20 protein-coding genes are annotated in these 22,914 nt (G+C 62.0%); 12 read left to right on the forward strand and 8 right to left on the reverse strand.

What is annotated here, in order from left to right; all coding sequences use genetic code 11:
* Positions 1–4: 4 nt before the first annotated feature.
* Positions 5–655, reverse strand: coding sequence for a PH domain-containing protein (locus DDD63_RS03195; protein WP_108715155.1), 651 nt, complete (start codon positions 653–655; stop codon positions 5–7).
* 724 nt (positions 656–1,379) lie between these two features.
* Here DDD63_RS03195 and typA point away from each other — a divergent pair.
* The 6 genes from typA (at position 1,380) to DDD63_RS03225 (ending at position 9,613) form a co-directional block, all read left to right on the forward strand.
* Complete coding sequence (gene typA / locus DDD63_RS03200) at positions 1,380–3,299, forward strand: translational GTPase TypA (RefSeq protein WP_108715156.1); 1,920 nt, start codon at positions 1,380–1,382, stop codon at positions 3,297–3,299.
* A 219-nt stretch (positions 3,300–3,518) separates the two neighbouring features.
* The gene (locus tag DDD63_RS03205) at positions 3,519–3,890 is read left to right on the forward strand and encodes a hypothetical protein (RefSeq protein WP_108715157.1); all 372 of its coding nucleotides are present in this window, start codon (positions 3,519–3,521) and stop codon (positions 3,888–3,890) included.
* Between the two features lie 148 nt (positions 3,891–4,038).
* Positions 4,039–6,132, forward strand: a complete 2,094-nt coding sequence (locus DDD63_RS03210) for a VanW family protein (protein ID WP_108715158.1) — start codon at positions 4,039–4,041, stop codon at positions 6,130–6,132.
* 196 nt (positions 6,133–6,328) lie between these two features.
* On the forward strand, positions 6,329–6,655 hold the full coding sequence (fdxA, locus tag DDD63_RS03215) for a ferredoxin (protein WP_108715159.1): 327 nt from the start codon (positions 6,329–6,331) through the stop codon (positions 6,653–6,655).
* Between the two features lie 2 nt (positions 6,656–6,657).
* Entirely contained in the window at positions 6,658–7,854 is a 1,197-nt protein-coding gene (dapC, locus tag DDD63_RS03220) for a succinyldiaminopimelate transaminase (protein ID WP_108715160.1), read from the forward strand.
* 406 nt (positions 7,855–8,260) lie between these two features.
* Positions 8,261–9,613, forward strand: a complete 1,353-nt coding sequence (locus DDD63_RS03225; protein WP_108715161.1) for a citrate synthase — start codon at positions 8,261–8,263, stop codon at positions 9,611–9,613.
* Between the two features lie 228 nt (positions 9,614–9,841).
* Here the strand turns inward: DDD63_RS03225 and DDD63_RS03230 are convergent, their stop codons facing one another.
* The 4 genes from DDD63_RS03230 to DDD63_RS03240 form a co-directional block, all read right to left on the reverse strand.
* Positions 9,842–10,819, reverse strand: coding sequence for a DapH/DapD/GlmU-related protein (locus DDD63_RS03230; RefSeq protein ID WP_108715162.1), 978 nt, complete (start codon positions 10,817–10,819; stop codon positions 9,842–9,844).
* A 282-nt stretch (positions 10,820–11,101) separates the two neighbouring features.
* The gene (locus tag DDD63_RS03235; protein ID WP_125482417.1) at positions 11,102–12,841 is read right to left on the reverse strand and encodes a Maf family protein; all 1,740 of its coding nucleotides are present in this window, start codon (positions 12,839–12,841) and stop codon (positions 11,102–11,104) included.
* A complete protein-coding gene (locus tag DDD63_RS12745; RefSeq protein WP_240611375.1) occupies positions 12,766–12,996 on the reverse strand; it encodes a DUF885 family protein in 231 nt (76 codons plus the stop codon). Before DDD63_RS12745 ends, DDD63_RS03235 begins: the two co-directional genes overlap by 76 nt.
* On the reverse strand, positions 12,954–14,483 hold the full coding sequence (locus DDD63_RS03240; RefSeq protein ID WP_240611376.1) for a DUF885 domain-containing protein: 1,530 nt from the start codon (positions 14,481–14,483) through the stop codon (positions 12,954–12,956). The genes DDD63_RS12745 and DDD63_RS03240 overlap by 43 nt, the downstream gene beginning before the upstream one ends.
* A gap of 202 nt (positions 14,484–14,685) precedes the next feature.
* On the opposite strand from DDD63_RS03240, the gene DDD63_RS03245 reads away from it, so the two are divergent.
* Positions 14,686–15,660, forward strand: a complete 975-nt coding sequence (locus tag DDD63_RS03245; protein ID WP_240611380.1) for an adenylate/guanylate cyclase domain-containing protein — start codon at positions 14,686–14,688, stop codon at positions 15,658–15,660.
* Positions 15,657–15,842: a hypothetical protein gene (locus tag DDD63_RS12750; RefSeq protein WP_240611381.1), complete on the forward strand. Its 186-nt coding sequence runs from the start codon at positions 15,657–15,659 to the stop codon at positions 15,840–15,842. Before DDD63_RS03245 ends, DDD63_RS12750 begins: the two co-directional genes overlap by 4 nt.
* A gap of 250 nt (positions 15,843–16,092) precedes the next feature.
* Here the strand turns inward: DDD63_RS12750 and DDD63_RS03250 are convergent, their stop codons facing one another.
* Positions 16,093–16,791, reverse strand: a complete 699-nt coding sequence (locus tag DDD63_RS03250; RefSeq protein WP_240611383.1) for a GtrA family protein — start codon at positions 16,789–16,791, stop codon at positions 16,093–16,095.
* A 66-nt stretch (positions 16,792–16,857) separates the two neighbouring features.
* On the opposite strand from DDD63_RS03250, the gene DDD63_RS03255 reads away from it, so the two are divergent.
* Together DDD63_RS03255 and purE are read left to right on the forward strand one after the other, a co-directional pair.
* Positions 16,858–18,039, forward strand: coding sequence for a 5-(carboxyamino)imidazole ribonucleotide synthase (locus DDD63_RS03255; protein ID WP_240611390.1), 1,182 nt, complete (start codon positions 16,858–16,860; stop codon positions 18,037–18,039).
* Between the two features lie 101 nt (positions 18,040–18,140).
* Complete coding sequence (purE, locus tag DDD63_RS03260) at positions 18,141–18,665, forward strand: 5-(carboxyamino)imidazole ribonucleotide mutase (RefSeq protein WP_108715165.1); 525 nt, start codon at positions 18,141–18,143, stop codon at positions 18,663–18,665.
* 391 nt (positions 18,666–19,056) lie between these two features.
* Here the strand turns inward: purE and DDD63_RS03265 are convergent, their stop codons facing one another.
* Positions 19,057–19,959 carry an LCP family protein gene (locus DDD63_RS03265; RefSeq protein WP_240611392.1) on the reverse strand — a complete coding sequence of 301 codons (903 nt, stop codon included), beginning with the start codon at positions 19,957–19,959 and terminating at the stop codon, positions 19,057–19,059.
* Between DDD63_RS03265 and DDD63_RS03270 the strand changes: the two genes are divergently transcribed.
* A complete protein-coding gene (locus DDD63_RS03270; protein WP_108715166.1) occupies positions 19,952–20,248 on the forward strand; it encodes a hypothetical protein in 297 nt (98 codons plus the stop codon). The genes DDD63_RS03265 and DDD63_RS03270 overlap by 8 nt on opposite strands.
* Positions 20,249–20,521: 273 nt before the next feature.
* Here the strand turns inward: DDD63_RS03270 and DDD63_RS03275 are convergent, their stop codons facing one another.
* Positions 20,522–21,790 carry an LCP family protein gene (locus tag DDD63_RS03275; RefSeq protein ID WP_108715167.1) on the reverse strand — a complete coding sequence of 423 codons (1,269 nt, stop codon included), beginning with the start codon at positions 21,788–21,790 and terminating at the stop codon, positions 20,522–20,524.
* Positions 21,791–21,952: 162 nt separating this feature from the next.
* Between DDD63_RS03275 and DDD63_RS03280 the strand changes: the two genes are divergently transcribed.
* Positions 21,953–22,816, forward strand: coding sequence for a glycosyltransferase family 2 protein (locus DDD63_RS03280; protein ID WP_240611394.1), 864 nt, complete (start codon positions 21,953–21,955; stop codon positions 22,814–22,816).
* The last annotated feature ends 98 nt before the right edge of the window (positions 22,817–22,914 follow it).

Consider the following 22,914-nt stretch of genomic DNA (forward strand, 5'->3'; position numbering starts at 1 on the left):
CTGGCTACCCGGACAGAAGGACGACGCTCCAGATCCCGGCGGCGATCAGCAGCAAGGACAGGCCGAGGATCACCGCGGAGACCGGTTCTACGTGCTGTACGCGCGGCGCGCCGCCGCTGCGGCGCGCGTGCTTCTCGCGGTAGCGTTCCAGTGCCGAGGGGAATTGACGGAACGTTATCCACCGGGTATGTGTACCGGAAGTCGCAGTGAAATCTATGGGCAGTGACGACGCATTGTCGGTGCGGTGGAGCGGGTGCGAATCACTCAAGCGGTCGCGTCCGCGTGTGATTCCACCCGATCCGGGGAAGGAGGCAACCGTATCGCGATGCGGTACGCCGCGAACCGAGGATAGGACGGCGGTGTCGTAACGGTTCTCTACGCCGGTGAACTCTGACCATGGAACCCGGACGCTGCGAACCCAGTTTCTCACTGTCACGCCTGCGGCGTCGAGCGTAACGGCGGGCAAGAAATACAGCACGGCGGCGGTACCGATTGCTCCGCCACACACGAGCAGCGGGGGAATGAGGGTGACGAGCCGGGCTCCTTCGATGAGGGTGGCGATCACAAAGACAAGGCCGATCATGCAGAGGACAACTCCCTTGATGATCTGGGAGCGGTTGCGCAGCACGTAGCGGGGTTCCTTCACATCGGCCATGTGCAGATTGTCGCACAGGTGTTCTTCTGCGGCGCTCAGTGGTGCGCTATCGGCGCGTACCTGGACGCTTTAGGAGTAGCGGTACGAGCGATACGAGTGACGGTACGGGCAATAGGTGGCGTCTAACGGGGCCCGGCGCGGCGGTGGAATTACGCTGGCTCCTACTGAACCTTGCTGCAGGTGCGCTCTGAACTGGAGGGGTCTGAGCCAGAAGATGTTTGTGGTAGGCGAGTCTTGAAGGAGCCCATCCGCCGTGTCGGCTCGCGGAGGCTCCCAGTTTGTGGTTGGTGAGAATAAAAGCAGGGTGATCGGTGTGATCTAGGGGCGATGTGGCCTTACGAATGCTCATTCGCGCCCAGATCGCGTACTATCGGTACGCGACTTGTGCGCTCCTTCGGAAGTGGTCTGGTCATGGATAGAGGACACGGCCTCGGCACCGTTCGAACTGGCATGCCTATGAATCCAACATGCACGCCCATGAAGGAGCTGCCGGTACCAGGCTGGTCTCGCGTATACCCCGTGCCGCCGGGCGCGTTGCGTCCGATGGCTGTTGAGTCCGATGGCTGTTGGGGCGTGAGTCTGATAGCTGATCGGCACGTGAGTCCGCTGGCTGCTGGGTGCGTGCCCGGCAGTGCTGGGTACGAGTCCCATAAGCCGCCGAGTGCATGACTCTGATAGCTGCCGTGGGCGTATGCGCACGGTGTGGAGAGGGGAAGTTCATTACATGAGTACGCGCAAGGATCTGCGTAACGTCGCAATTGTCGCCCATGTGGATCACGGGAAGACCACTTTGGTGGATGCCATGCTCTGGCAGTCCGGCGCCTTCGGGGAACGCGCCACCGTGGAGAAAACGGGTGAGCGCGTGCTCGACTCCGGCGACCTGGAACGCGAGAAGGGGATCACCATCCTCGCCAAGAACACCGCCGTCACCTACACCGGACCGTCAGCTGCAGCTTTTGGCGCCCCAGAGGGCGTCGTTATCAATGTTGTTGACACCCCCGGCCACGCCGACTTCGGAGGCGAGGTGGAGCGCGGGCTCTCCATGGTGGACGGCGTCGTGCTGCTGGTCGATGCCTCAGAAGGGCCGTTGCCGCAGACACGTTTTGTACTACGTAAAGCACTGGAAGCCCACCTGCCGGTGATCACCGTCGTCAATAAGGTAGACCGGCCGGATGCCAGAATTGACGAAGTCGTTAACGAGACGCAGGACCTGCTGCTCTCACTGATGGCCGATTTGGAGGAGCCCGACGACGACGCCCTGGACCGCCTCCTGGAGATCCCCGTCATCTACTGCGCTGCGAAGGCGGGCTATGCGGATACTCGACGCCCGGGCGACGGCGAGCTACCTGCCAACCACGATCTGGAGCCGCTTTTTGAGGCCATCCTCCACTACATTCCCGCTCCAAGCTTCGATGCCGAGGCTCCGCTGGCGGCTCAGGTGACCAACCTGGATGCCTCGCCATTCCTCGGGCGTCTGGCGCTGACCCGCATCTACTCCGGCGAGCTGCGTAAGGGCTCCTGGGTGGGGTGGTCACGCCACGATGGCAGTGTAACCAAGGTTCATATTTCCGAACTCCTCGCAACCCGCGGCCTCGAACGGGAATCGACGGAGTCCGCGCGTGCCGGTGACATTGTTGCTGTGGCGGGGATTGCAGAGATCACTATCGGAGATTCGCTGGTAGACCCGGAGGATCCGCGCCCGCTGCCGCTGATCCACGTGGACGATCCGGCCATTTCCATGACCATCGGTATTAATACCTCCCCGCTGGCGGGTGGCGAGAAGGGGCACAAGCTCACCGCGCGGCAAGTCAAGGACCGGCTGGATAGCGAGCTGGTGGGAAATGTGTCGATCCGCGTACTGCCAACCGACCGACCGGACCAGTGGGAAGTACAGGACCGCGGCGAGTTGGCCTTGGCCATCCTGGTGGAGCAGATGCGCCGAGAGGGTTTTGAGCTTACCGTCGGCAAGCCGCGGGTGGTCACCCGCACCATTGATGGCACGCTCTGTGAGCCGATGGAGCGCACCACTATTGATGTGCCGGAGGAGTACCTGGGTGCGGTCACGCAGTTGATGGCCGCACGCAAGGGGCGCATGGACACTATGTCCAATCATGGCTCGGGCTGGGTTCGCCTGGAGTTCGTCGTTCCCGCGCGAGGCATGATCGGGTTCCGTTCCCAGTTCCTGACTCGCACTCGCGGCACCGGCATCGCCTCGTCGATCAGCGACGGCTACGCCCCCTGGATGGGGGAGATTGTTTCGCGTGCCACCGGATCCCTGGTCTCTGATCGAGCCGGGCAGGCGACGGCGTACGCGCTTCAGAGGCTGGAGGACCGCGGCACCTTCTTCATCGAACCGGGGCAGGAGGTATACGAAGGGCAGGTTGTGGGTGAGAATCCGCGCGATGAGGATATGGATGTCAACGTGGTGCGCGCCAAGGAAATGACCAATATGCGCTCCTCGACGGCAGACGTGTTCGAGCAGCTGCAGGCGCCGCGGCATCTGACCCTGGAAGAATGCATCGAGTTCGCTGCCGACGATGAGTGCATTGAAGTCACCCCGCAGGCCGTTAGAATCCGTAAGGTGATCCTCGATTCAACCGAACGTTACAAGCAGGCGGCCCGCCATCGGCGGGGAGGGCACTGAGCCGGGAGCCGTGTGGCTGGTCGTCATGGCAATCATCCCCATTGCTCTCGGGTAACCGAGTCACTAGTGATGGTTTGCGTCCCATGACGAAATCAGTCCGCCGCGCTCGAGTACAGGTGCCACTATGAGTGCAACGCATCGGTGATGAGTGGGTGCAATCGGTGCTAGTGCTACCACACGGTCGGGTTACAGTGGAGGCTGGCCGGAGAAGGAGAGAATGTGAAGGTACTGCAGATCGTCCTGGGCGCGCTCGGGGGACTCCTGGTTGGGATGTTGGCCACTGTGATGCACAGTGGTCCGGTGGACTTGCCCGTCGTCGGCCTGGTGCTCGCCACGGCGTTAGTAGCCAGCGGTACGTGGTTTCTGCTCGAATGGAAGAAACCCTACGTATGGCTGGGGTACGCACCGGGTGTGATAGGTGCAACGATTTGGCTGCTCATGTTCCCGCCAGTCAACGATTCGGTTCTTAGCGTTGACCAGTGGGTATCGCAACTCTGGTTGATTCTCGCTCCGGTAGCGGCGCTGGTCCCGAGCCTGCTGCTGGCATACCGGAGGCCGGATTCGACCTCCGGCGAGAAGGCTGCAGACTAGCACGGAGTGAGGCGGTGAACTCTTGAGTCGCAGACTTTCGCGCTTCTATGTGGCGAAAGATACGTTGCTCGTGGTTGCGCCAACTCCTGAGCGTAGGGATCTGCCCGGTAAAATCAAGCCATATGTCTAGTAATGTTGGAGGCTAGTTGTGGCGGAAGACGACGACGCGACGACCGGAAAAGACGCGGCGGGCACCCAAGAGGCGCCACACGACGCCGCGCCAGAATCTGCAGCTACCACCGAGGTTACGGTCACGGATGTGGCGGAAGCTGCCGCGGATTCGGCCACTCTTGCAGGCGGGGATTCAACCACCTCTGAGGGGGCGCGTGCCGATATTGCCGGAGGCGGTTCAGCTGCGACCGCCGCTGATGGCACAGGTACCGCCACAGTCGAGACAGGTACCGCCACAGTCGAGACAGGTACTGCCGCTGCGGTCGCCGAAGGTGCGAGTACGAAGGCGGCTGATAAAACCACAGTTATACCTGGCGCTGACAGTGTCGCTTCTGCCGGAATTGCCCAGGGGCAGGAGAATAGCGGCTCCTCTTCGGATGAAGGAGGCACGCCGGTGAAGAAGCGCCGCCGTCGGTGGCCATGGATCACCGCAGCAACAGTCATCCTTTTGGGCGGAGCTTATGTGGGGGCGGCATACTACTTCGCGGAGCGAATTCCGGCTGGTACAAAAGTGGTTGGCGTTGACGTTTCGGGTATGACGCGCAGTGAAGCGGCAACCGCCCTGGAAGAGCCGCTGCGCGAAAAGCTTGGTGACCCGATTCAGGTAACCGTCGCCGGTGAAAGCTACACGGTTGATCCTGCCTCATACTCACTCGATCTGGACAAAGAAGGCACCCTCAACTCACTCGTTGGTTTTTCTTTGGACCCCCGCCGCCTGTGGGCGCATATCGCCGGGGGACGCAACGTTAAACCGGTCTTGACCGTTGATGAGGCTGAGCTTTCCTCCGTCGTCGACGATCTTGCCGAAAAGACTGACACGGACGCCGTCAACGCAGACATCGTGTTCGATGGCACCACGCCTAGCGTCAAGCCGTCGGAACGGGGAATTGCGCTGGAACGTGAAGCCGCGCGCGATGTGTTCTCCACGGATGCGCTCACCGTGACTCAACCGATCAATCTTGAGGTATCCACGATTGATCCGGTCATTGATGACGAGAAGGCGCAAAAAGCTCTCACTGAACTCGCCGAGCCGCTTGTTGCAGACAAGCTCTCCGTTACCGTACAGGAGAAGCTCGTCGAGTTGACGCCAGAGCAGTTGGCGGCCGCAGCGAGCTTCACGGAGAACGACGGCGAACTCGCCCTGGAGCTGGACTCGGAGCAGCTCGGAGACATCGTCCGTGAAACCGTTCCCGATATTCTCACACCCGGTACGGATGCACGCATTGAGATTGCCAACCACACAACTCCCACGATCACGCCGTCGGAAAACGGTGTGGGCATTGACGACGAGCAACTCGCCGTCGATGCGGTCACGGCGGTTTCTTCCGGAAACCGCACGGTTGAGGCACCAACCAAGGAAGTGGAGGCGGAGTTCAGCACGGCGGATGCCGAAGCGCTGGGCGTGACGGAAGTGGTCTCCCAGATTGAGACCCCGTTGACCAACGACGCTGTGCGGACCACCAACCTGGAGGTTGGAACGGCGAAGATCACCAACACCTTGGTGATGCCCGGTGAGACCTTCTCGCTGTTGGACGCGCTCGGTCCGATCGATGCTGAACACGGATTCGTTTCCTCCGGTGTGGTGGCGGACGGTTTCAACTCCACCGCCATGGGTGGAGGGCTTTCCCAGCTGTCCACCAATACCTTCAACATTGGTTATTTGGCGGGGTTCACAGACGTGGAGCACAAACCGCATTCCAAGTACTTCTCCCGCTATCCCATGGGCCGTGAGGCCACACTGTGGGAAGGGCAGATCGATATGAAGTGGACCAATAACACCCCCTACGGCGCCGTGATCGATACCTGGGTTGCCGACGGGCAGGTGCACTCGCAGTTGTGGTCGACGAAGTATTGGGATGTCACGACGTCGACTTCCGATCCCTACGCCTATGTGGCGCCCAGTACCAGCTACAATCCGGCTGCAGACTGTGTGCCTTCGGGTGCCGGCGGCTCCGGCTTCACGGTGACGGTGAGCCGGACCGTGGCACGCGAGGGTAAGGTCGAAGAGGAGTCGAGCTACGCGTGGACCTACGCTCCCGTTGACGCCGTCGTCTGCAGTCCGACGGGCTGAACGGGCTGGTTCAATCTGGCGGGGCCGGGCTAGCGGGTTCACGCTGGCAGGTGGGCTCTGGCGGGCTGAACGGGCGGCTGACTCCGACGGGTCGAGCTGGCAATGGCCTGCGGAGCAGGGTTATATTGGCTCTCGCGTTCTCATGCGAAACCAGCGATAATAAACACGTAGATATCCGTAGAAAAGGAGTTGGGATATGACGTACATCATCGCCCTGCCCTGTGTGGACGTGAAAGACCGGGCGTGTGTGGATGAGTGCCCGGTGGACTGCATATACGAGGGCGAGCGAACCCTCTACATACACCCGGATGAGTGCGTTGACTGCGGTGCATGTGAACCGGTCTGCCCCGTTGAGGCCATTTACTACGAGGACGATGTGCCGGAAGAATGGTCGGTGTTCAAGTCAGTGAACGCCGAGTTCTTCGACGACCTCGGCTCACCGGGCGGCGCCGCCGCCGTAAGCCCCACCGGCAAAGATCACCCCTACGTTGCGGGGCTGCCCCCGCGTGACGCCAGCGAGTAACGATGCCTCTAGATGCCTCCCGACTTCCCGACTTTCCCTGGGACTCAATGCTTCCGGTGCGTGAGCGCGCCGCCGCTCACCCGGGAGGCTTGGTCGATCTGACGATCGGCACGCCCGTCGACCCGGTGCCGGAGATCATCCAGCAGGCACTGCGCGAGGAAAGCGACTCGCCCGGCTATCCCGCGACAATTGGCAGTCCGGAACTGCGCGAGGCGATCTATGAATGGCTGGCTCGACGGCGCGGTGTTGTTGCCGGGGCATCTTTCGGCGTCGCTGTCGGCGCCTCTCTCGGCGTTGACGCAGGTGCCACCCTCGGCGTCCTTCCCACGATTGGTTCCAAGGAGATGGTCGCGCTGCTGCCGTCTCTGCTCGGCCTGGGAAATGGCGACGTCGTCGCCTTCCCGCAGACCTCATATCCGACGTACGACGTCGGTGCTCGCCTCACGGGTGCTACGCCCTGCCCGATTGACGCCGACGCGAACCCGGACTCGTGGCCCGAGAACATCTCCATGCTGTGGCTCAATTCTCCCGGAAACCCGAACGGGCACGTGCTCGATGTGGAGCAACTGCGCAGAATACTGGCTTGGGCGCGTGCGCGTGGGGTAGTAGTGGCATCCGATGAATGCTACGCGGAACTGGTGTGGGAGGTTCCCGAGGCGCCGTCGATACTTGACCAGCGCGTGTGCGACGGCGACTACCGGGGCATCTTCAGCTTGTATTCCCTGTCCAAACAGTCCAACCTGGCGGGATATCGCGCGGCATTTCTAGCCGGCGACCCGCAGCGCATTGCCGCAATCACCGAGATTCGTAAGCACGCGGGATTCATGATGCCCGCACCGGTGCAACACGCGATGGCGGTGGGGCTCAATGACACCACCCATATGGAGGCCCAGCGTGAGGTCTATAGCCGACGCCGGGAGGCCTTGCGCGGGGTGTTGGAGGCGGCGGGTCTCATCGACGATCCGGCTTGCGTTGCAGGACTCTACCTATGGGCCGCGGACCGGCGCGGCAGCGCCGATTGCTGGGATATTGTCCATGCCTGCGCCCGCCTGGGCGTTGTCGTGACGCCGGGAGTCTTCTACGGAGAGGCGGGGCGCAAGCGGGTGCGTATTGCGTTGACGGCCCATGACGAGGCCATCGCCGAGGCCGTGCGCCGCTTGCCCCTGCTGCCGGAAGAGTTGGAGCGCGCTCAGGCGTGAGGCCGCCCGGCGCATGACGCGCGTGGGGCCGCGATCCTGCTCCAGTCGAGTGGGTGTGGGGGTTGGTCAGCGTGGGCATTGCCCGCGAAGACCCGTGCTGCGGTGCTTCGCCTGGGTACCAGTGCCAGTGACGTGGAATGCGCGGCCACGGGGTAGTATCCCGCCCGGCTCGGCTGCGCGTTGAGTGGGCCCTGCGCAGTCGTGAAGCCGGAATGACCGGACGTGCGACCGGATGGGGCAGTGATCGGCCTGCGCCGTCGTAGAACCTGAAGCAGGTTCTCTTTCAAAGTCTCATCCCTGCCGCCTCGACGATCGGGCCGCCGGGAACGTAGTATCGTGCATCAGAGGAAATCTCACGGCCCCGCCGGGGTCTGAGCGGCGTGAGCCGCAAAATGAGGAGGTCACAATGACTGAGAACAATGCCCCGCGTCCAGCGCGCCTGGAAGTTGACGGCACAGCCATGGAGCTTCCCCGCGCAGGTGCGACGGTGGGCCTTGATGGACTACGGATCTCGAAGATGATGGCGACGACGGGTGCTGTCACCCTTGATCCCGGATACATTAATACCGCCTCATGCGAGTCTGAGATCACATATATCGATGGCGACGCCGGCATCCTGCGTTACCGGGGGTATCCCATCGAGCAGCTGGCGGAGAACTGTACTTTTCTGGAAGTTGCCTATTTGCTGGTGTACGGCGAGTTGCCGGACTCGAAGTCGCTGGCCGATTTCACCCGTTCAATCAAGCGACATACTCTGCTGCACGAAGACTTCAAGGCATTCTTCACAGCATTCCCGGCAGGCGGGCATCCCATGGCAATCCTGCAATCCGGCATCGCCGGCCTCGCCACCTATTACGAGCACACCCTTAATCCGCGCGACCCGGAGCAGTTGGACTTGGCAACGGTACTGCTCATGGCGAAGGTTCCTACCATGATCGCGTATATTGCCAAGCGTGCGACCGGGTTACCGCTGCTGTACCCGGATGCGTCGCGTTCCTACACCGAAGACTTCATTCGTATGACATTCGGCCTGCCCTATCAGATGCAGGAGATCGATCCGACAATTGTGAACGCATTGGACAAACTGTTCATTCTCCATGCGGATCACGAACAGAACTGTTCGACGTCGACGGTGCGCCTCGTGGGATCGTCCCAGGCGAATATGTATGCCTCGGTGGCGGCCGGCGTCGGTGCACTGTCTGGGTCGTTGCACGGCGGTGCGAACGAGGCGGTGCTCAGCATGCTCGGGCAGATTCGCGATTCCGGGATCAGTGTTGCCGAGTTCGTGCGGCAGGTGAAAAACAAGGAGAACAAGGTACGCTTGATGGGCTTCGGCCATCGCGTTTATAAGAATTTCGATCCGCGTGCTCGTGTAGTGAAGTCGCTGGCAGACGAGGTGTTGGGGAGCCTGGGCGGCGACAACGAGCTGCTCGACATCGCCAAGGAACTTGAGGAGACGGCTCTGGCGGATGACTACTTCATCGAGCGCAAGCTATACCCGAATGTCGATTTCTACTCGGGTCTGATCTATCAGGCAATGGGCTTCCCGCCCCGGATGTTCACGCCGCTTTTCGCGCTGGGCCGCCTGCCCGGCTGGATTGCGCAGTACCGTGAGATGATCACGGATCCGACGCAGCGCATCGGGCGCCCGCGGCAGGTGTACGTGGGAATCGAGAAGCGCGATTGGGTGCCGCGTAACCGCCGTGCCAAGCTGCACGACGTGGCGCTGACCTTCGACATGGATATCAAGCGCCTGTAGAGAGAACCTGCCGCCCGTGGCGTGGGGCGTGGGCGCGCCCGGCAGCGGGTGCGGGCGAGAAGTGGAGGGTTTGTGGAGAAGTGTCGGAATTTTTCCTCTGTTTCTTGAAAAACCCTCCACTTCTTGCAGGCCTGCGTCTTGCGGGCCGGTGTGCTAGAAGCTCTTGCGAGCCGCCGTGCCCCAGCCGCGCCCTATGGGCTGACGCGGCCCAGCCGCGCTCCGCGCCCGTCAGCTGGTCTGCATAAGCGCCTGGAGCTCGCTACCGTTCGCGCCTGGGCGCGGTAATGCCTCCACGGCGCCGGAGGTGGAATTGCGGCGGAACATGATGTTGTTCAACCCGGACAACATGCGGGCAGGTACGACGTCGGGTTCCTGGATGTAGCCCTCGCGGCCGGGAGTCACACCTCCGGTTGGAAGCAGCGTGACGCGCGTGCCCGCTGTGACATACAGCCCCGGCTCCACAATGCAATCGTCGCCCAGCGCAATACCGAGACCGGAATTGGCCCCGAGTAGTGATCTCTTTCCTACACGTACGCGTTTTTTCTCATCGGCGGAGAGGATTCCCATGGTCGAGGCGCCTCCGCCGATATCGGCTCCGTCGTCGACGACGACGCCCTGTGAGACGCGACCCTCGATCATCGCTCGGCCCAACGACCCGGCGTTGTAGTTGACGAAGCCTGCATGCATCACGGTGGTGCCCTCCGACAGATAGGCGCCCAGGCGCACGTTGTTGCCATCGGCGATGCGCACGCCGGAGGGGATGACGTAGTCCACCATGCGCGGGAACTTATCGACAGAGAGGATACGGATCGGTGTGTTGCGCGCGGCACGAATGCGCATGCGAGTTGCGTCGAAGTCTTCCAGGAAGCAAGGGCCCGAGCTGGTCCACGCCACGTTCTCCAACACCGAGAAGATGCCATCCAGATTGATGCTGTTGGGCTGCGCTAGGCGCCATGACAGCAAATGAAGCCGCAGGTAAGCGCCAGCCGCGCTGGAGGGTTCATCGTCGAGGTTGATGACGGTTTTCACGATGCGCAGGTGGACGCGGCGTAGCTCGTCGTCGCTCTCAAGTGATAGCAGCAGGGGATCCGGCTGGGCGTCGTCAGGCGGGCTGCCGAGCTGCGGGTGCGGGTACCAGACATCCAGTACCTTGCCATCCGGGCGGGAGGTTGCGAGGCCGAAGCCCCACGCGGTGTTGTCACTCATGGGCCAAGCCTATCGGATTGCACCGGGTTGCCGTTGACAAGCCGACCAGTGAGCGGTCCGAACGGGCGCTCGTCTCAGATTTGGGGCTTAAGCGTATTGTGCGGCTTGTAGTGCCGGTGTGCTTGTGGTGCCAGTGTGTGGCGACTATCTGATTAAGCTCCCTTGTGCGGCTTGTAGTGCCGACGTGCCTAGTGGCGCCGACGTGCGGTGACTATCTCATTAGGTGCTTTGCCCGGCTTGTAGTGCCGGTGTGTCTTGTAGCGGCGGTGCGCTGTGCCTATCTCACCTCTGGGGCATGAGCCCACGTACGGTCTGCCATCCTTCTGCGAACTGCCGATGTAATGTACCCGGCACGCCGGTGGGGATGTCATCGACGTCGAACCAGCGCAGCTCCTGCGACTCGTTATTCGGCGTGGGAGTGACGTCGTCGAGGCATTGTGCCGTGAAGGTGGTGTACTTCCAGTCTTGATGATCAATGACGTAACTGGTCGTAATGGCGATATGCTCCGCACCGATACCCGTTTCCTCCGCGAACTCGCGCAGAGCTCCCTGCTGGCGGGTTTCATCACACCGCAATGCCCCGCCGGGGATCGACCAGGTACCGCCGTTATGAGACCATGGCGCCCGCAACTGCAGCAACACCTGCGGGCGTCCTTCGTGACGTCGGAACAGGGCGAGACCGGCTGCCCCGGCCAGACCCCAGTGCCGCTGCCTGCAGTTCCCGCAAAATACGAAGCCGTCAGAATCCTGCTGGGGGTTGAAAAGCCTGGTGTCTTGCAGGAATTCACTGCCGCGTGGCGTAAGCGGAACCGATTTCACGCCCGGGCGTGTCCACAGCTGCGCCACGGACAGGCCGAGCTCTGCCAGCATGTTGCGCAGCAAGCTAAGAGACAGGCCGACTACGTTGTGATAGTCCCCGTGCAGACCGGTGACGAAGGGGCCGCCCATGCCATCGATCATGAAGCATCCCGCAGCATTCAAAGGTTCACCGGTGGAGATATAAGCATCGATCTCGGCGTCGGACATGCGGGCGAATCGGACGCTTGACTCTTGGACGGCACTTAGGCTGAACACGGTCTGTGGGCGCAGCAGGCAGTGCCCGGTGTACAGGAATCCGGACTGCCCGGACATGGCGCGCAACTGTTCGCGCGCCTCGTCGGCGTTGCGCGGCTTGCCGAAGAGTTTGCCCTGGAACTCGAACATGGAGTCGCAGCCCAGAATCAGGTCAGGGAGTGCGGCGTTTGTGCTGACTGCAGCGGGCGTGCTGCCTTCAACCGAGGTGCTGCCCGCAGCGGAGACGTCGCCTTCAGCCGATGCGCTGCTTTCGCCTGATGCGCGGACTTCACCCGATGTGCGGCTTTCCGCCGATTCGTGGAGTGCGCCTGCTCCGCTATGCGATTCGTCGACGGCGGGGCCGGGCAACGATGCGTAATGACCAGCGACGCCGTCGGCGAGAGCTCCGCCTGCCGGGTTCCCTTCCGTCAAGGCCACGGGCGACTGGATACTGGTCGGCTCAATGCTGGACTGTCCGCTATCCGCCCGGTCGGCGCGTAGCTGCCGCGCGACGGCGCGTGCCTTTGCGGTAGCGAGAACAAGTACCTGCCGCTGAGGGCCGCCTTTCACTCCCGTTAGCACAGACTCCTCGTCCACATGCGAGACGTGGACAAGTGGTTCAATGCCGGCCTGCCGCAGGATCGACAGCCGGGCGGGGGATTTGCTTGCTAGCAGCAGCGAGAGGTGAGGACCGCCCGTGGAACGGTCCGGGGCCAATCCGCCCGGACTTTGAGGCGGGATGCGCGCGGGTTCCAAGGACGGGGTGAGCGCAGGAACTAGTGGCAGCGATCCAGACTGCTCACCAGGCGCCGAGTTTGTTGGGACCGGATGCAGCGCGCCTGTCGGGTCCGAGGAAACAGACCCTGCGTCTTCCGGCGGCAATGCAGGGGGCATTACTCGGCCTCCCGCAGGGCGTCGCGCAACACATCCAAACCGAGCGATCCGAAGGAGAGTGCGCGCATATGCCATTCCTTCAAGTCGAATTCGCGCCCCGCCGCCGCAGCGGCACCACGTGCCTCTTCGCGCAGCTCATTCCAAATGCGCTGCCCGATCTTGTAGGAGGGTGCCTGCCCGGGCCAGCCTAGGTAGCGATCCAGTTCAAAAGAGAGAAATGCCGGATCCATGGCGACGTTCTCCCGCAGGAAGCGCCAGGCAGACTCATGGTCCCAAGCCCCTCGCCCCACTGACCGGCGGGCTTTCCGAGGTGAACACCGAGATCAACAACGACGCGTGCCGCGCGTAGGCGTTGCGAATCGAGCATGCCCATACGATCTGCCGGATTGTCGTGGAAACCGAGTTCGTCCATCAGTTGTTCGGCATACAGCGCCCAGCCTTCGCCGTGTCCAGATACCCAGCATCCGAGGCGGCGCCACAGGTTGAGCTTATCGCGCAGATAGGTGGCCAGTCCGAGCTGCAGGTGATGCCCGGGAACACCCTCGTGATAGACCGTTGTCTTTTCCTGCCAGGTGGAGAAATCCGTCACACCGGAGGGGACGGACCACCACATCTGACCAGGTCGTGAGAAGTCCTCGGTGGGGCCGGTGTAATAGATGATGCCGGTGCCATCAAGCTCAACGCGGCAGGTAATTTGGCGCATGGCCGCCGGGATGTCGAAGTAGGTGCCGTTGAGGGCGGCGACGGCGTCGTCGGACGTCTTCTGCATCCATTCGCGCAGCGTGTCCGTGCCGTGGATACGGTAGCGGGGATCGGCGTCGAGCCGGTTCATCGCTTCGCGCACGCTGACGCCGGGCCCATACAGTTCGCGGGCGATTTCCTCCTGTTGGGCCACGATGGACTCAAGCTGGGAGAGCCCCCATTCATAGGTCTCGTCGAGGTCGACGGTCGAGCCGAGGAATTCCCGCGAGAATAACTGGTAGCGATCACGACCGACGGCGTCCAGTTCCGTGGCCCGTGGTGCGACATCCCGGCGCAGGGTTTCGGCCAACTCACCGTAAGCCGCCCGTGCGGTGGCGGCTGCCGCATTCAGCCGTTCGGCCAGCTCTGGATGCGCGGCGGCACCGGCTGTGACCAGTCGCTGCAGGGAGGAGCGGTCGGCGTCGGCAACGGTGTCGCACTGTTCGGCACAGCGTTCCACCTGCCGCAGCGCGACGGCGGGCCCGGAGTCCAGACGCTTGTTCAATGACACCAGATAGCCGGTCAACGCACCGGGAACGGCTTCCAACCGACGCGCAATTGTCACCCACTGCTCTGCGGTGTCACGCGCCATAAGATCGAAGGAATCGCGGACCAACTGGATCGGCGAGGCGATGACATCTATGGTGCCGCCGGATTCCCCCTGCTCGGCGAACTCCACCTGCAGAGAGAGGCGTTCGCGCAGGGCTGCGGCGCTCACGGCGTCGGCGCTGTCGCGTGGGGTTAGTTTCTCCAAGGACTGCAACGTAGTGCGTGCCAGGGCCAGTTCGGCTTCCGTACCGGCGGGCGAGTAGTCGTCGAGAGTACCTTCATCGGCCCCCGCCAAGCCGACGCTTGTGGTTAGCGTGGGGGAAAGCCGGAGCAACTCGCAGAAGTAGGATTCGCTGAGCTCGTCGATCGCTGAGGGCACCTCTTGTGCCGTGTGCGGCTGTGCAGTTGCTTCATCGTGTGCAGTCATGTATCCCAGCCTAATGGTCCAGCCCGATCAGCGGGCATGCTCTGCGCGAGCAATATGGAAGGGATTCGCCGGAAAGTCTCGACGTCGCGCGCTCTGGCCGCTACACTCATTTGTGATCGAAAACACAAGCTGCTACAGTGTCTGCGGTTTGACCTGCGGAAATGCTGTGGCTTCAGTCAGCCGACGCGAAGGAGGAACGGTGGTGAGTAGCGCCATGGACGGCACCATGGACGATGTGGGCCGTGAGGTGCCCGGCCGTGAGGCATCGCCCGGCAGTGCATCTGCATCCGGCACTCCGGCCTCGTCGCCGCAGCCGGTACCCGACGCGCCCGCCACAGACGGCACACCCTCGGCCTCACGCAACACGGTACAGCGCCACGTTGATCGCCTGCTCGGCGGTCGGGAGATCTATACCTTGGCTGAGGCGGCCCAGATCGCGGGCATAAGTACCCGCCTCGCCCGGCGTATCTGGCTCTCCATGGGCTTTCCGACAATCGAGGACGAAGACAACGACCGTGTATTCGCCGACGTCGATATTGAGTCGCTGCGCCAGCACCGCGACATTCTGGAATCGGGCCTGCTCACCGAAGAATCGCTGACATCACTTATTCGCTCCGAATCGCATATGGCGGATCGTCTGGTGCTCTGGCAGCATGAGGCACTAGTGGAGTATGCGGAGAATGAACTGAAACTGGACGGGATATCGGCCCGCTTCTGGATCTTGGACCATTTCGGTGATTATGAAGACTTCCTGCGCATGCAAATGAATTACGCCTGGCGCCGCCACCTTGCCTCGTTGCTGCGACGCTCCGAGGCCGAAGTATCGGAAATGCAGCTCTCCAACGCGGATGATCTGCAACTGCAACGCGCGGTCGGCTTCGTCGATATGGTGGCCTTCACGAACCGCTCCAATGAGATTGGCTCGGCGGAGCTCATCGAGTTGATTGAGACCTTTGAATACACGTGCCGCGACGTGATCGCTTCTCACGGCGCCCGCGTGGTCAAGACCATCGGCGACGCCTTCTTGTTCATTGCCGACGACGTCGTCGTTGGTGCCGAGGTCGCTAGCTCGATTGTGGAGGAACTGCGGCAGGTGCCCGGCATGCTTCCGGTGCGGGCCTCCCTGGTGTGGGCGGCGTGGTGTCGCGGTTCGGTGATATTTTCGGGCCCACGGTGAATCTTGCATCGCGATTGGTGGATGAAGCGGATACCGGTTCCGTGCTGACTGATCGAAATACGGCGAATCTGCTGCGAGCGGTGAAACCAGGACGCTACACCTTGGTTCAGGCCGGGTCCCCCGAGCTGCAGGGGATCGGGCGTATTGAGGCAGTGGAACTGCGGCGCATGCCCGCGCAATAGACCGGACTGCATGATGCGGCGGTTCGCATGGACTGCGTGGTGTTCTTGCGCTCGGTTCGCGTGGTGCTATTGCGTCGGTTTGGAAGTGTCAAAATCCCGTCCAAACGACAGTAAAGTGGAATTGCTCCAATTTAAAAATGGCGGAATCACGCGGATTTGCAACGGCCACTGCGTCCCGCCCGAGTCGTTTGGACGGGATTTGGACACCGTCCGCCGAGTCTAAGGGCCAGCGAACTGGACAACCGCCGGGTCAGACGGCGGGGACGGGTTCATAGGCCTCTTTGGCGTCGTCGTCCGGACGGCCGTCGCCCGCAGCACCGTCATCACCGGCATCGCTCCTGCCAGTGGCGTCACCAGCTCCGGCATCGCTCTCGCACATGGCGCAGTCATTACCGGCCCTGCTCTCGCCCGTAGCACCGCCCCCGTCCGCATAGTCGTCGTCATCGGTGGCGCGAGTGGGAACAGTGGCATCCTGGTTATCGTGCTGACCGGAGAATACGACGTAGCGGTACATGATATAGCGGAAGGCTGTGCCCAGGGCCAGGCCGACGATATTCGCGGAGATATTGTCGGCGAATTGGCTGCGCAGCCCGAGACCATAGCGTGAGAAGGCGAGGCAGGCGAGGGCAATGAGCATTCCACCGATGTTGACGAGCACGAACATGGTGAACTCGCGGGTCTTGTTCGCCATGCGTCGATCTCCGAAGGTCCACATGCGGTTGACCATCCAGGAGAATACGACGGAAACACTCACCGAGATGATTTTGGCAGTCATGGACTGGTCGCCCGGCAGGTGTACGAGGCCGGTGTGTGCAAGCAGGTTGAAGAGGCCGACATCAACCACATACGACCCCAGACCAACGACGCAGAAGCGCACAAACTCAACAAACCATTCGCGTGGTGACTGGCCTTTGAGGAGGCGGTGGACGAGATGACTAGGGTGAAGCACGTTATCAGTGTAGTGGCTAGGCGCGGTTGTGGCATGCGACCGATGCAACACGGTGAGGAGTGACTCGTGCGTCATGTGGTAGGTACAGGCGCTGAAGCGGCGGCGCCCGCGGTGGGAGTTGTAGGCGGCGGCCAGCTGGCCCGTATGATGCAGGAACCCGCAGCGGCGCTCGGAATCCAGCTCCATGCCTTAGTTGAGGCGCTGGATGGTGCAGCGGGGCAAGTCATCCCTCATGCACGCCTTGGCGAGGCCGACGACGCCTCGGGCGTGCTCCAACTGACTCAAGATGTGGATGTCATCACTGTTGAGCACGAGCACGTGCCCGAGCAGATCCTCGCACAAGCGGCTACGCAGGTGCCGGTGCGACCCTGTCCACATGCCTTACGCTTTGCGCAGGACAAGCTAGCCATGCGGCAGCGGATGGACGAATTGGGAGTACCACAGCCACGCTGGCGCAATGTGAAATCCATAGCCGACGTTGCGCGAGGGCTGGAGGAGTTCGGTGGCGTCGGCGTTCTCAAGATGCCGCGTGACGGATATGACGGCAAGGGCGTGATGCTTATCCACGATGCCGACGACGCACAGGCGTGGCTCACGGAGGCGCCGGGCGGCCTTCTGCTGGAAGAACGTATCGCCTTCGAGATGGAGGTGGCCCAGCTTCTCGCCCGGCGGCCCTCCGGCGAGGCACGTTGCTGGCCGTTGGTACAAACCGTTCAGAAGGGCGGAATCTGTACCGAGGTGATTGCTCCCGCTCCCGCTATTGGGGATGCCGTGGCTCGCCAGGCGCAGCGGGTGGGGGAGCGCATTGCTGCGGAACTCGATGTAACGGGCATCCTTGCCGTGGAAATGTTCGTGGCGCGCGGGCGGGACGGCAACCTGCGGCCTTGTGTCAATGAACTGGCGATGCGACCGCATAATTCCGGCCACTGGACCATTGAGGGGGCAGTTACCAGCCAGTTCGAGCAGCATTTGCGTGCCGTGCTGGATTTACCGCTCGGCTCAACACGCCCCCGCGCCCCGCATGCCGTTATGGTCAACGTTCTCGGTTCCGCACTTGAAGATCCCCGCCGGGCGTACGCGCGAGTCATGGCGGAGTACCCGCAAGTTAAAATCCACACATACGGCAAGGCTGTGCGGGTGGGCCGGAAGCTGGGGCACGTTACCGTGTTGAGCGACGACTTACAAGAGGCGCTGACAGTGGCCCGCGGTGCGGCCGCCATGTTGCAGGGAGAAGAGGCGCTCCCTTAGGCCTCCGCGCCATTATGATTCCCGCCCACTGCGACTGTGCGCAGGGATGACGGTGTGTGCTGGGGGCCGGGAGCGTGAGCAGATGAAAGGATATAGAAGCAATGACGCAGACGAATGCCGAAGTCGGCGCGCGAGTGGGCATTGTGATGGGGTCCGATTCCGACTGGCCGGTTATGCAGGACGCTGCGGATATCCTGCAGGAGTTCGGCGTCGCCGTGGAGGTCGACGTCGTCTCCGCACACCGTATGCCAGAGGATATGCTTACCTACGGTCGGAAAGCGGCTGAGCGGGGCCTGCGCGTGATCATTGCCGGGGCCGGAGGGGCAGCGCATCTTCCCGGCATGTTGGCAGCGGTGACACCACTGCCGGTGATTGGAGTTCCGGTACCCCTGGCACACCTGGATGGAATGGATTCACTGCTGTCCATCGTGCAGATGCCAGCCGGTGTGCCGGTGGCAACTGTCTCGATTGGCGGCGCTCGCAACGCTGGCCTGCTGGCGGCGCGCATCCTTGGTGCGGAAGACCAGGGAATACGGCAGCAGATGGTGGAGTTCCAAGATAGTCTGCGGGCGATGGCAGTTCAGAAAGGGCAGCGATTGCGTGCGAGCTGGCGGGAGCGGCCGTAATCGGGGCCTCCACGCCATCGGAACTCTCTTCGACGCGGTCGGGCCTTTTTGGGCAAGGTTCGCGACGTCGTCGGCGAGACTCACGACCTTGCGGCAAGGATGACGACACTTCGGCAAAGCTCGCGGCCCTTTCGACGAGGATCGCGCGGTTTATCGACGCCAGGTGGGCGGCTCAATGCCGAAGCGCCTCGGCACGGAAGCACTCCGCCGTACCGCACCGGTAAGCCGATGTGCGGCGCCAACGATGCAATTCGCGGCGCAGAAACCCCGGTACACGGCGCGACCCGTGGCGCCCGCGACCCGACGCACCGCACGCCTAGAACCCAGCACGTGGGGACCGCACCTCGACGCGCGAGGCCGACACCCCAACATGGAGCACCCGCAAGCTGGTCTAATAGCTCGCCTGGTAAAAGTCGTCCGCAGTCAGCGTGCCGTTCATCATTTTCTCGAAGAAAGGATCGCTCAGCTCCTGATCGAGTAGGACCACCGACTGGCCGCCCACTCGGTAGTCAAGGCTGGCAATCGGCGGTGCACCGATTAGCCCGCCTTCTCCCATCACGGTCCGCAGCGACATTCCCGCTCGCACCAGCGACAGCATGGAGGTATCGGGATCGGTGGTCAGGTTTTCGGCGACCGCACCCACCAGGTTCTTCTGCCTGCCCGGGCTGAGCAGCGTATCCCGAGAGATGGCCTTATCGACAACCTTCCCGACCACCTGTCGTTGTCGCATAGTACGGCCGATATCTCCGAGAGGATCCGCCTTGCGCATCCGCGAGAATGCCAATGCCGTTGCGCCGTCAACATCGTGGCAACCTGCGGTCCATTCAAGTTGTGAGTCGGCATCCGAGACGTCGTAGTCGTAGCACAAATTGACTCCGCCTACCGCGTCCACCAGTTGCTGCACTCCGCCCATGGATATTTCAATATAGTGGTCAACGGTCATTCCGGTTAGATTCTCGACCGTTGCCACCAGGAGTTCCGGTCCGCCCTGCGAATACGAGGCATTCAGCTTTCCGTCGCCGTACCCCGGGATTGCCACATAGGCATCGCGCGGAAGCGAGACCAGGGCGGGAGATCCCGCTTCTGGAACCTGCAGTAGCATGATGGTGTCGGAGCGTTGCCCCTCGGTGCCATCGTTGATGGCGTTCTCTTCACGCCGGTCAGAACCCACAATGAGATAGGTGGTGCCGGGCGTATCGGCGCGGCCGGAAAGTGCACTGACATGCTCCATTTTGGAGTTGCTGTAGTGCAGCAGGTAGAGCGGCCATCCGATAACAAGTAACAGAATGATCACGAAGACGCCCAGCACCCAGGGCCACTTTCTGCGCCGTCGCCGCCTTCCGCTCGGCCTGTCAGAATGGCCGGAGCGCGAGGGGGAGGCCGAGCGCGACGTGCCTGCCGACCGGGACGAGTTGTTGGACCGGCCGGATCGTGCTGGTCGGCCCGCTTCCTGGGCGGGCTGGCGTGAGGCGGAGTCTCCACGCACGTGCACCTGTGGACGCTGTTGCTGGGCGGAGCGCGCTATCGCGGCCGCGCTGGAGGTGGAGGGACGCGACGACGCCATGGAACGTGAGGCGGGCTGATAGCTAGGCGGGGGAGTCTGGTCGTCCTGCCGGGCGCGGACTTCGCTCTTAGAATTGGGGCTGCTTAGGCTGTTTCCATTCGAATCGCGTAACTTCGGGCGTCGCGAGGCGGCGGAGGCGCGGCCCGCAGAGGCAGACGCCGCGTTGTTGGAGCGAGGCGAATTCGCCGGTGAATGGAGTGCGCCGTGGCGGGAGCCGACCGTGCGTGCACCATCGGCGCTCGGGCGCGCACGCCGTCGCTTCGGCTCAAAGGACGGTGGCTGTTTTTGGTCCTCAGCCAACGGCATTCTCCTTATTGCAGGTCGGCGTCGTCGTACTGGTTGATGGTGCGTCGGCAGACGGTACGGAAGCGGGGATGGTCGTTGTTGGAGTCGACGTGTCTACGTCCTCCGTCGTGTCGCCGTCGGTTTCATCGCCCGCTGTATCGGGATTATTGGCGGCATCAGGATCCACGACCTTGCCCTCTTCGTTGACTGTGACGGTAACCGGGGTGTCATTCGCCAAAGCTTCCCAGATCTGATCCGCGCCCTCCCCAACGGTAACACGGGAACCTGCCCATTCCCAGGGCATAGTAATGAAGTTAATGGAGTCGAGGTTGATATTCCGTAGTGAGTTCGCCAGACTGGCGAGTGTGGTGATATTGCCCAAGTTGTCGCTGGTCGAGAGCGAGGCAGTTCCGGCTTCCATCACCTGGTAGAGCTTAGGCAGATCGGTGAGAAGGTTCATGTCGAGGACCTCCCGCACCATGGCACCTACCAGGTCTTGTTGCCGTGATATACGGCTGATGTCTGACCCGTCGCCAATTTCCTTGCGGGCGCGCGCCAAGGCCAGTGCCTGCTGACCGTTGAGCAGGCGGCAACCCGCTTTCACGTCGAGTCCGGCCAGGGAGTCGTACATGTCCTCCTCGAAATACATCGGCACACCGCCGAGCGCTTCCACGATTTCCTGGAAGGATCCGAAGTCAACCACGATATAGCCGGTCAGCCGAATGCCGGTCAGTGCTTCGACCGTCTTCATCGTGCACGCGGCGGCAGAGCCGACGTCGCCGGTCTGCCCACCGATGGCAAAGGCGGAGTTAAACATGGCATCGTACTGCTCGTCGGTATCGAATGTTTCGGGCGAGCCCGGTTCATTGCGTACCGAACATGACGGGATGTCCACCAGTGTGTCGCGTGGAATGGAGACGATGTCCACCCGTGAGCGGTCGGCGGAAATATGCACGATCATCGTGGTATCGGCGCGCATACCATCGACCGCACCGGATGCTCCAGCGCCGTCAATGTCGGAGGCACCGGAGCGAACATCGGATCCCAGAACGAGGATATTCATGGCTTCCGTGTTTTCGGCGTTCGGGCGTTCCGTACCAATGAGCTCCTCGGGATTGTCCTTTTTAATGTTGCCTTGTAGGACGGAATATCCAATGCCGACCGTAGAACCCACCGTGAGCAGGGCAGCGAAAAACGCCAACGCCACAACGCGGCCGCGGTGTCGTAGCGAGACCGTCTTCTTCAAATGTGCCGCAGCACGACCCGACTTACTCATCGTGCCTATAATAGAGGACGCGGTGAGGAAGGCGCGTGTATCAGCGCAGAAGTTAGGGATACTCACACTCGAAAATGGAGCTGCTTCCCAGGTAATCCATGGTTTCAATAGAGTTACCCCGGGAAGACTCCAGTTGCGGGTGATTCAGGTTAGGCTTGGTTCGTGGAATACCCGTCCCTGCGAATTGTGACAGTTGCCTTCAACCCGGGTAGTGAACTCGCGACACTTGCGGCCTCGCTCGATGCGGCGACTCACCTGCCTTATGAGTTCGTCATCGTTGACAACGGCACGGAGAACGGCACCGTTGACGATGTCGCAGCCACTTACCGCGGTCGCGTTGTGCGCTCGGGTTCTAATCTGGGTTATGGCGGAGCGGTCAATCTCGGTGCTGAAGGTTTTGCGGGGCAATGGCTCTTGGTGGTCAACCCCGATGTTGTGCTTAGCCCGGGCTGCATTGATGCGTTGCTGGACGAAACGCGGGCGTGGCCCCGGGGTGGCGCGTTCGGGCCATTGATTCGCACGCCAGAGGGCGAAGTGTACCCCTCCGCGCGGCATTTCCCACGCCTGATTTCCGGGGCTGGGCATGCTGTTTTCAGTGGAGTTTGGCCGTCCAACCCATTCACTGCCGCCTATCGTGCCAATGAGTCGCTGGAGCGTACGCACGCGGTGGACTGGCTCTCCGGTGCGTTTTTGCTCATGCGGATGGCCGCATTTGAACAGGTTGGCGGATTCGACACCTCGTATTTCATGTTCTTTGAGGACACACAGCTGGGCGAGGATCTTAAGGCGGCGGGCTGGCAAAGCATCTACGTGCCCGGGGTGGAGGTCATGCATGAACAGGGGGCGAGTTGGAGGGAACGACCGGCGAATATGATCCGTGCACATCACCGCTCTGCCGCTCACTACATTGATGGCGTCTACCATGCGCCGTACCAAGCTCCCCTGCGCTGGGCTTTACGCCTTGGTTTGCGTATGCGTGAGGTTGCGCAGGTCCGTGGTGCTCGGAGGGGGCGACCGAGCCGGTAGCGCCAACGCTTGCCTGTGTGTCGCTCATCGGCCTGCCCTGAGACTCGTGTGATAATTGAGATTTTTGGCAAGGATTGTGAATATTGGTGAATCTTCGT

The organism is Actinobaculum sp. 313, from assembly GCF_003073475.1.
GTDB lineage: Bacteria > Actinomycetota > Actinomycetes > Actinomycetales > Actinomycetaceae > Asp313.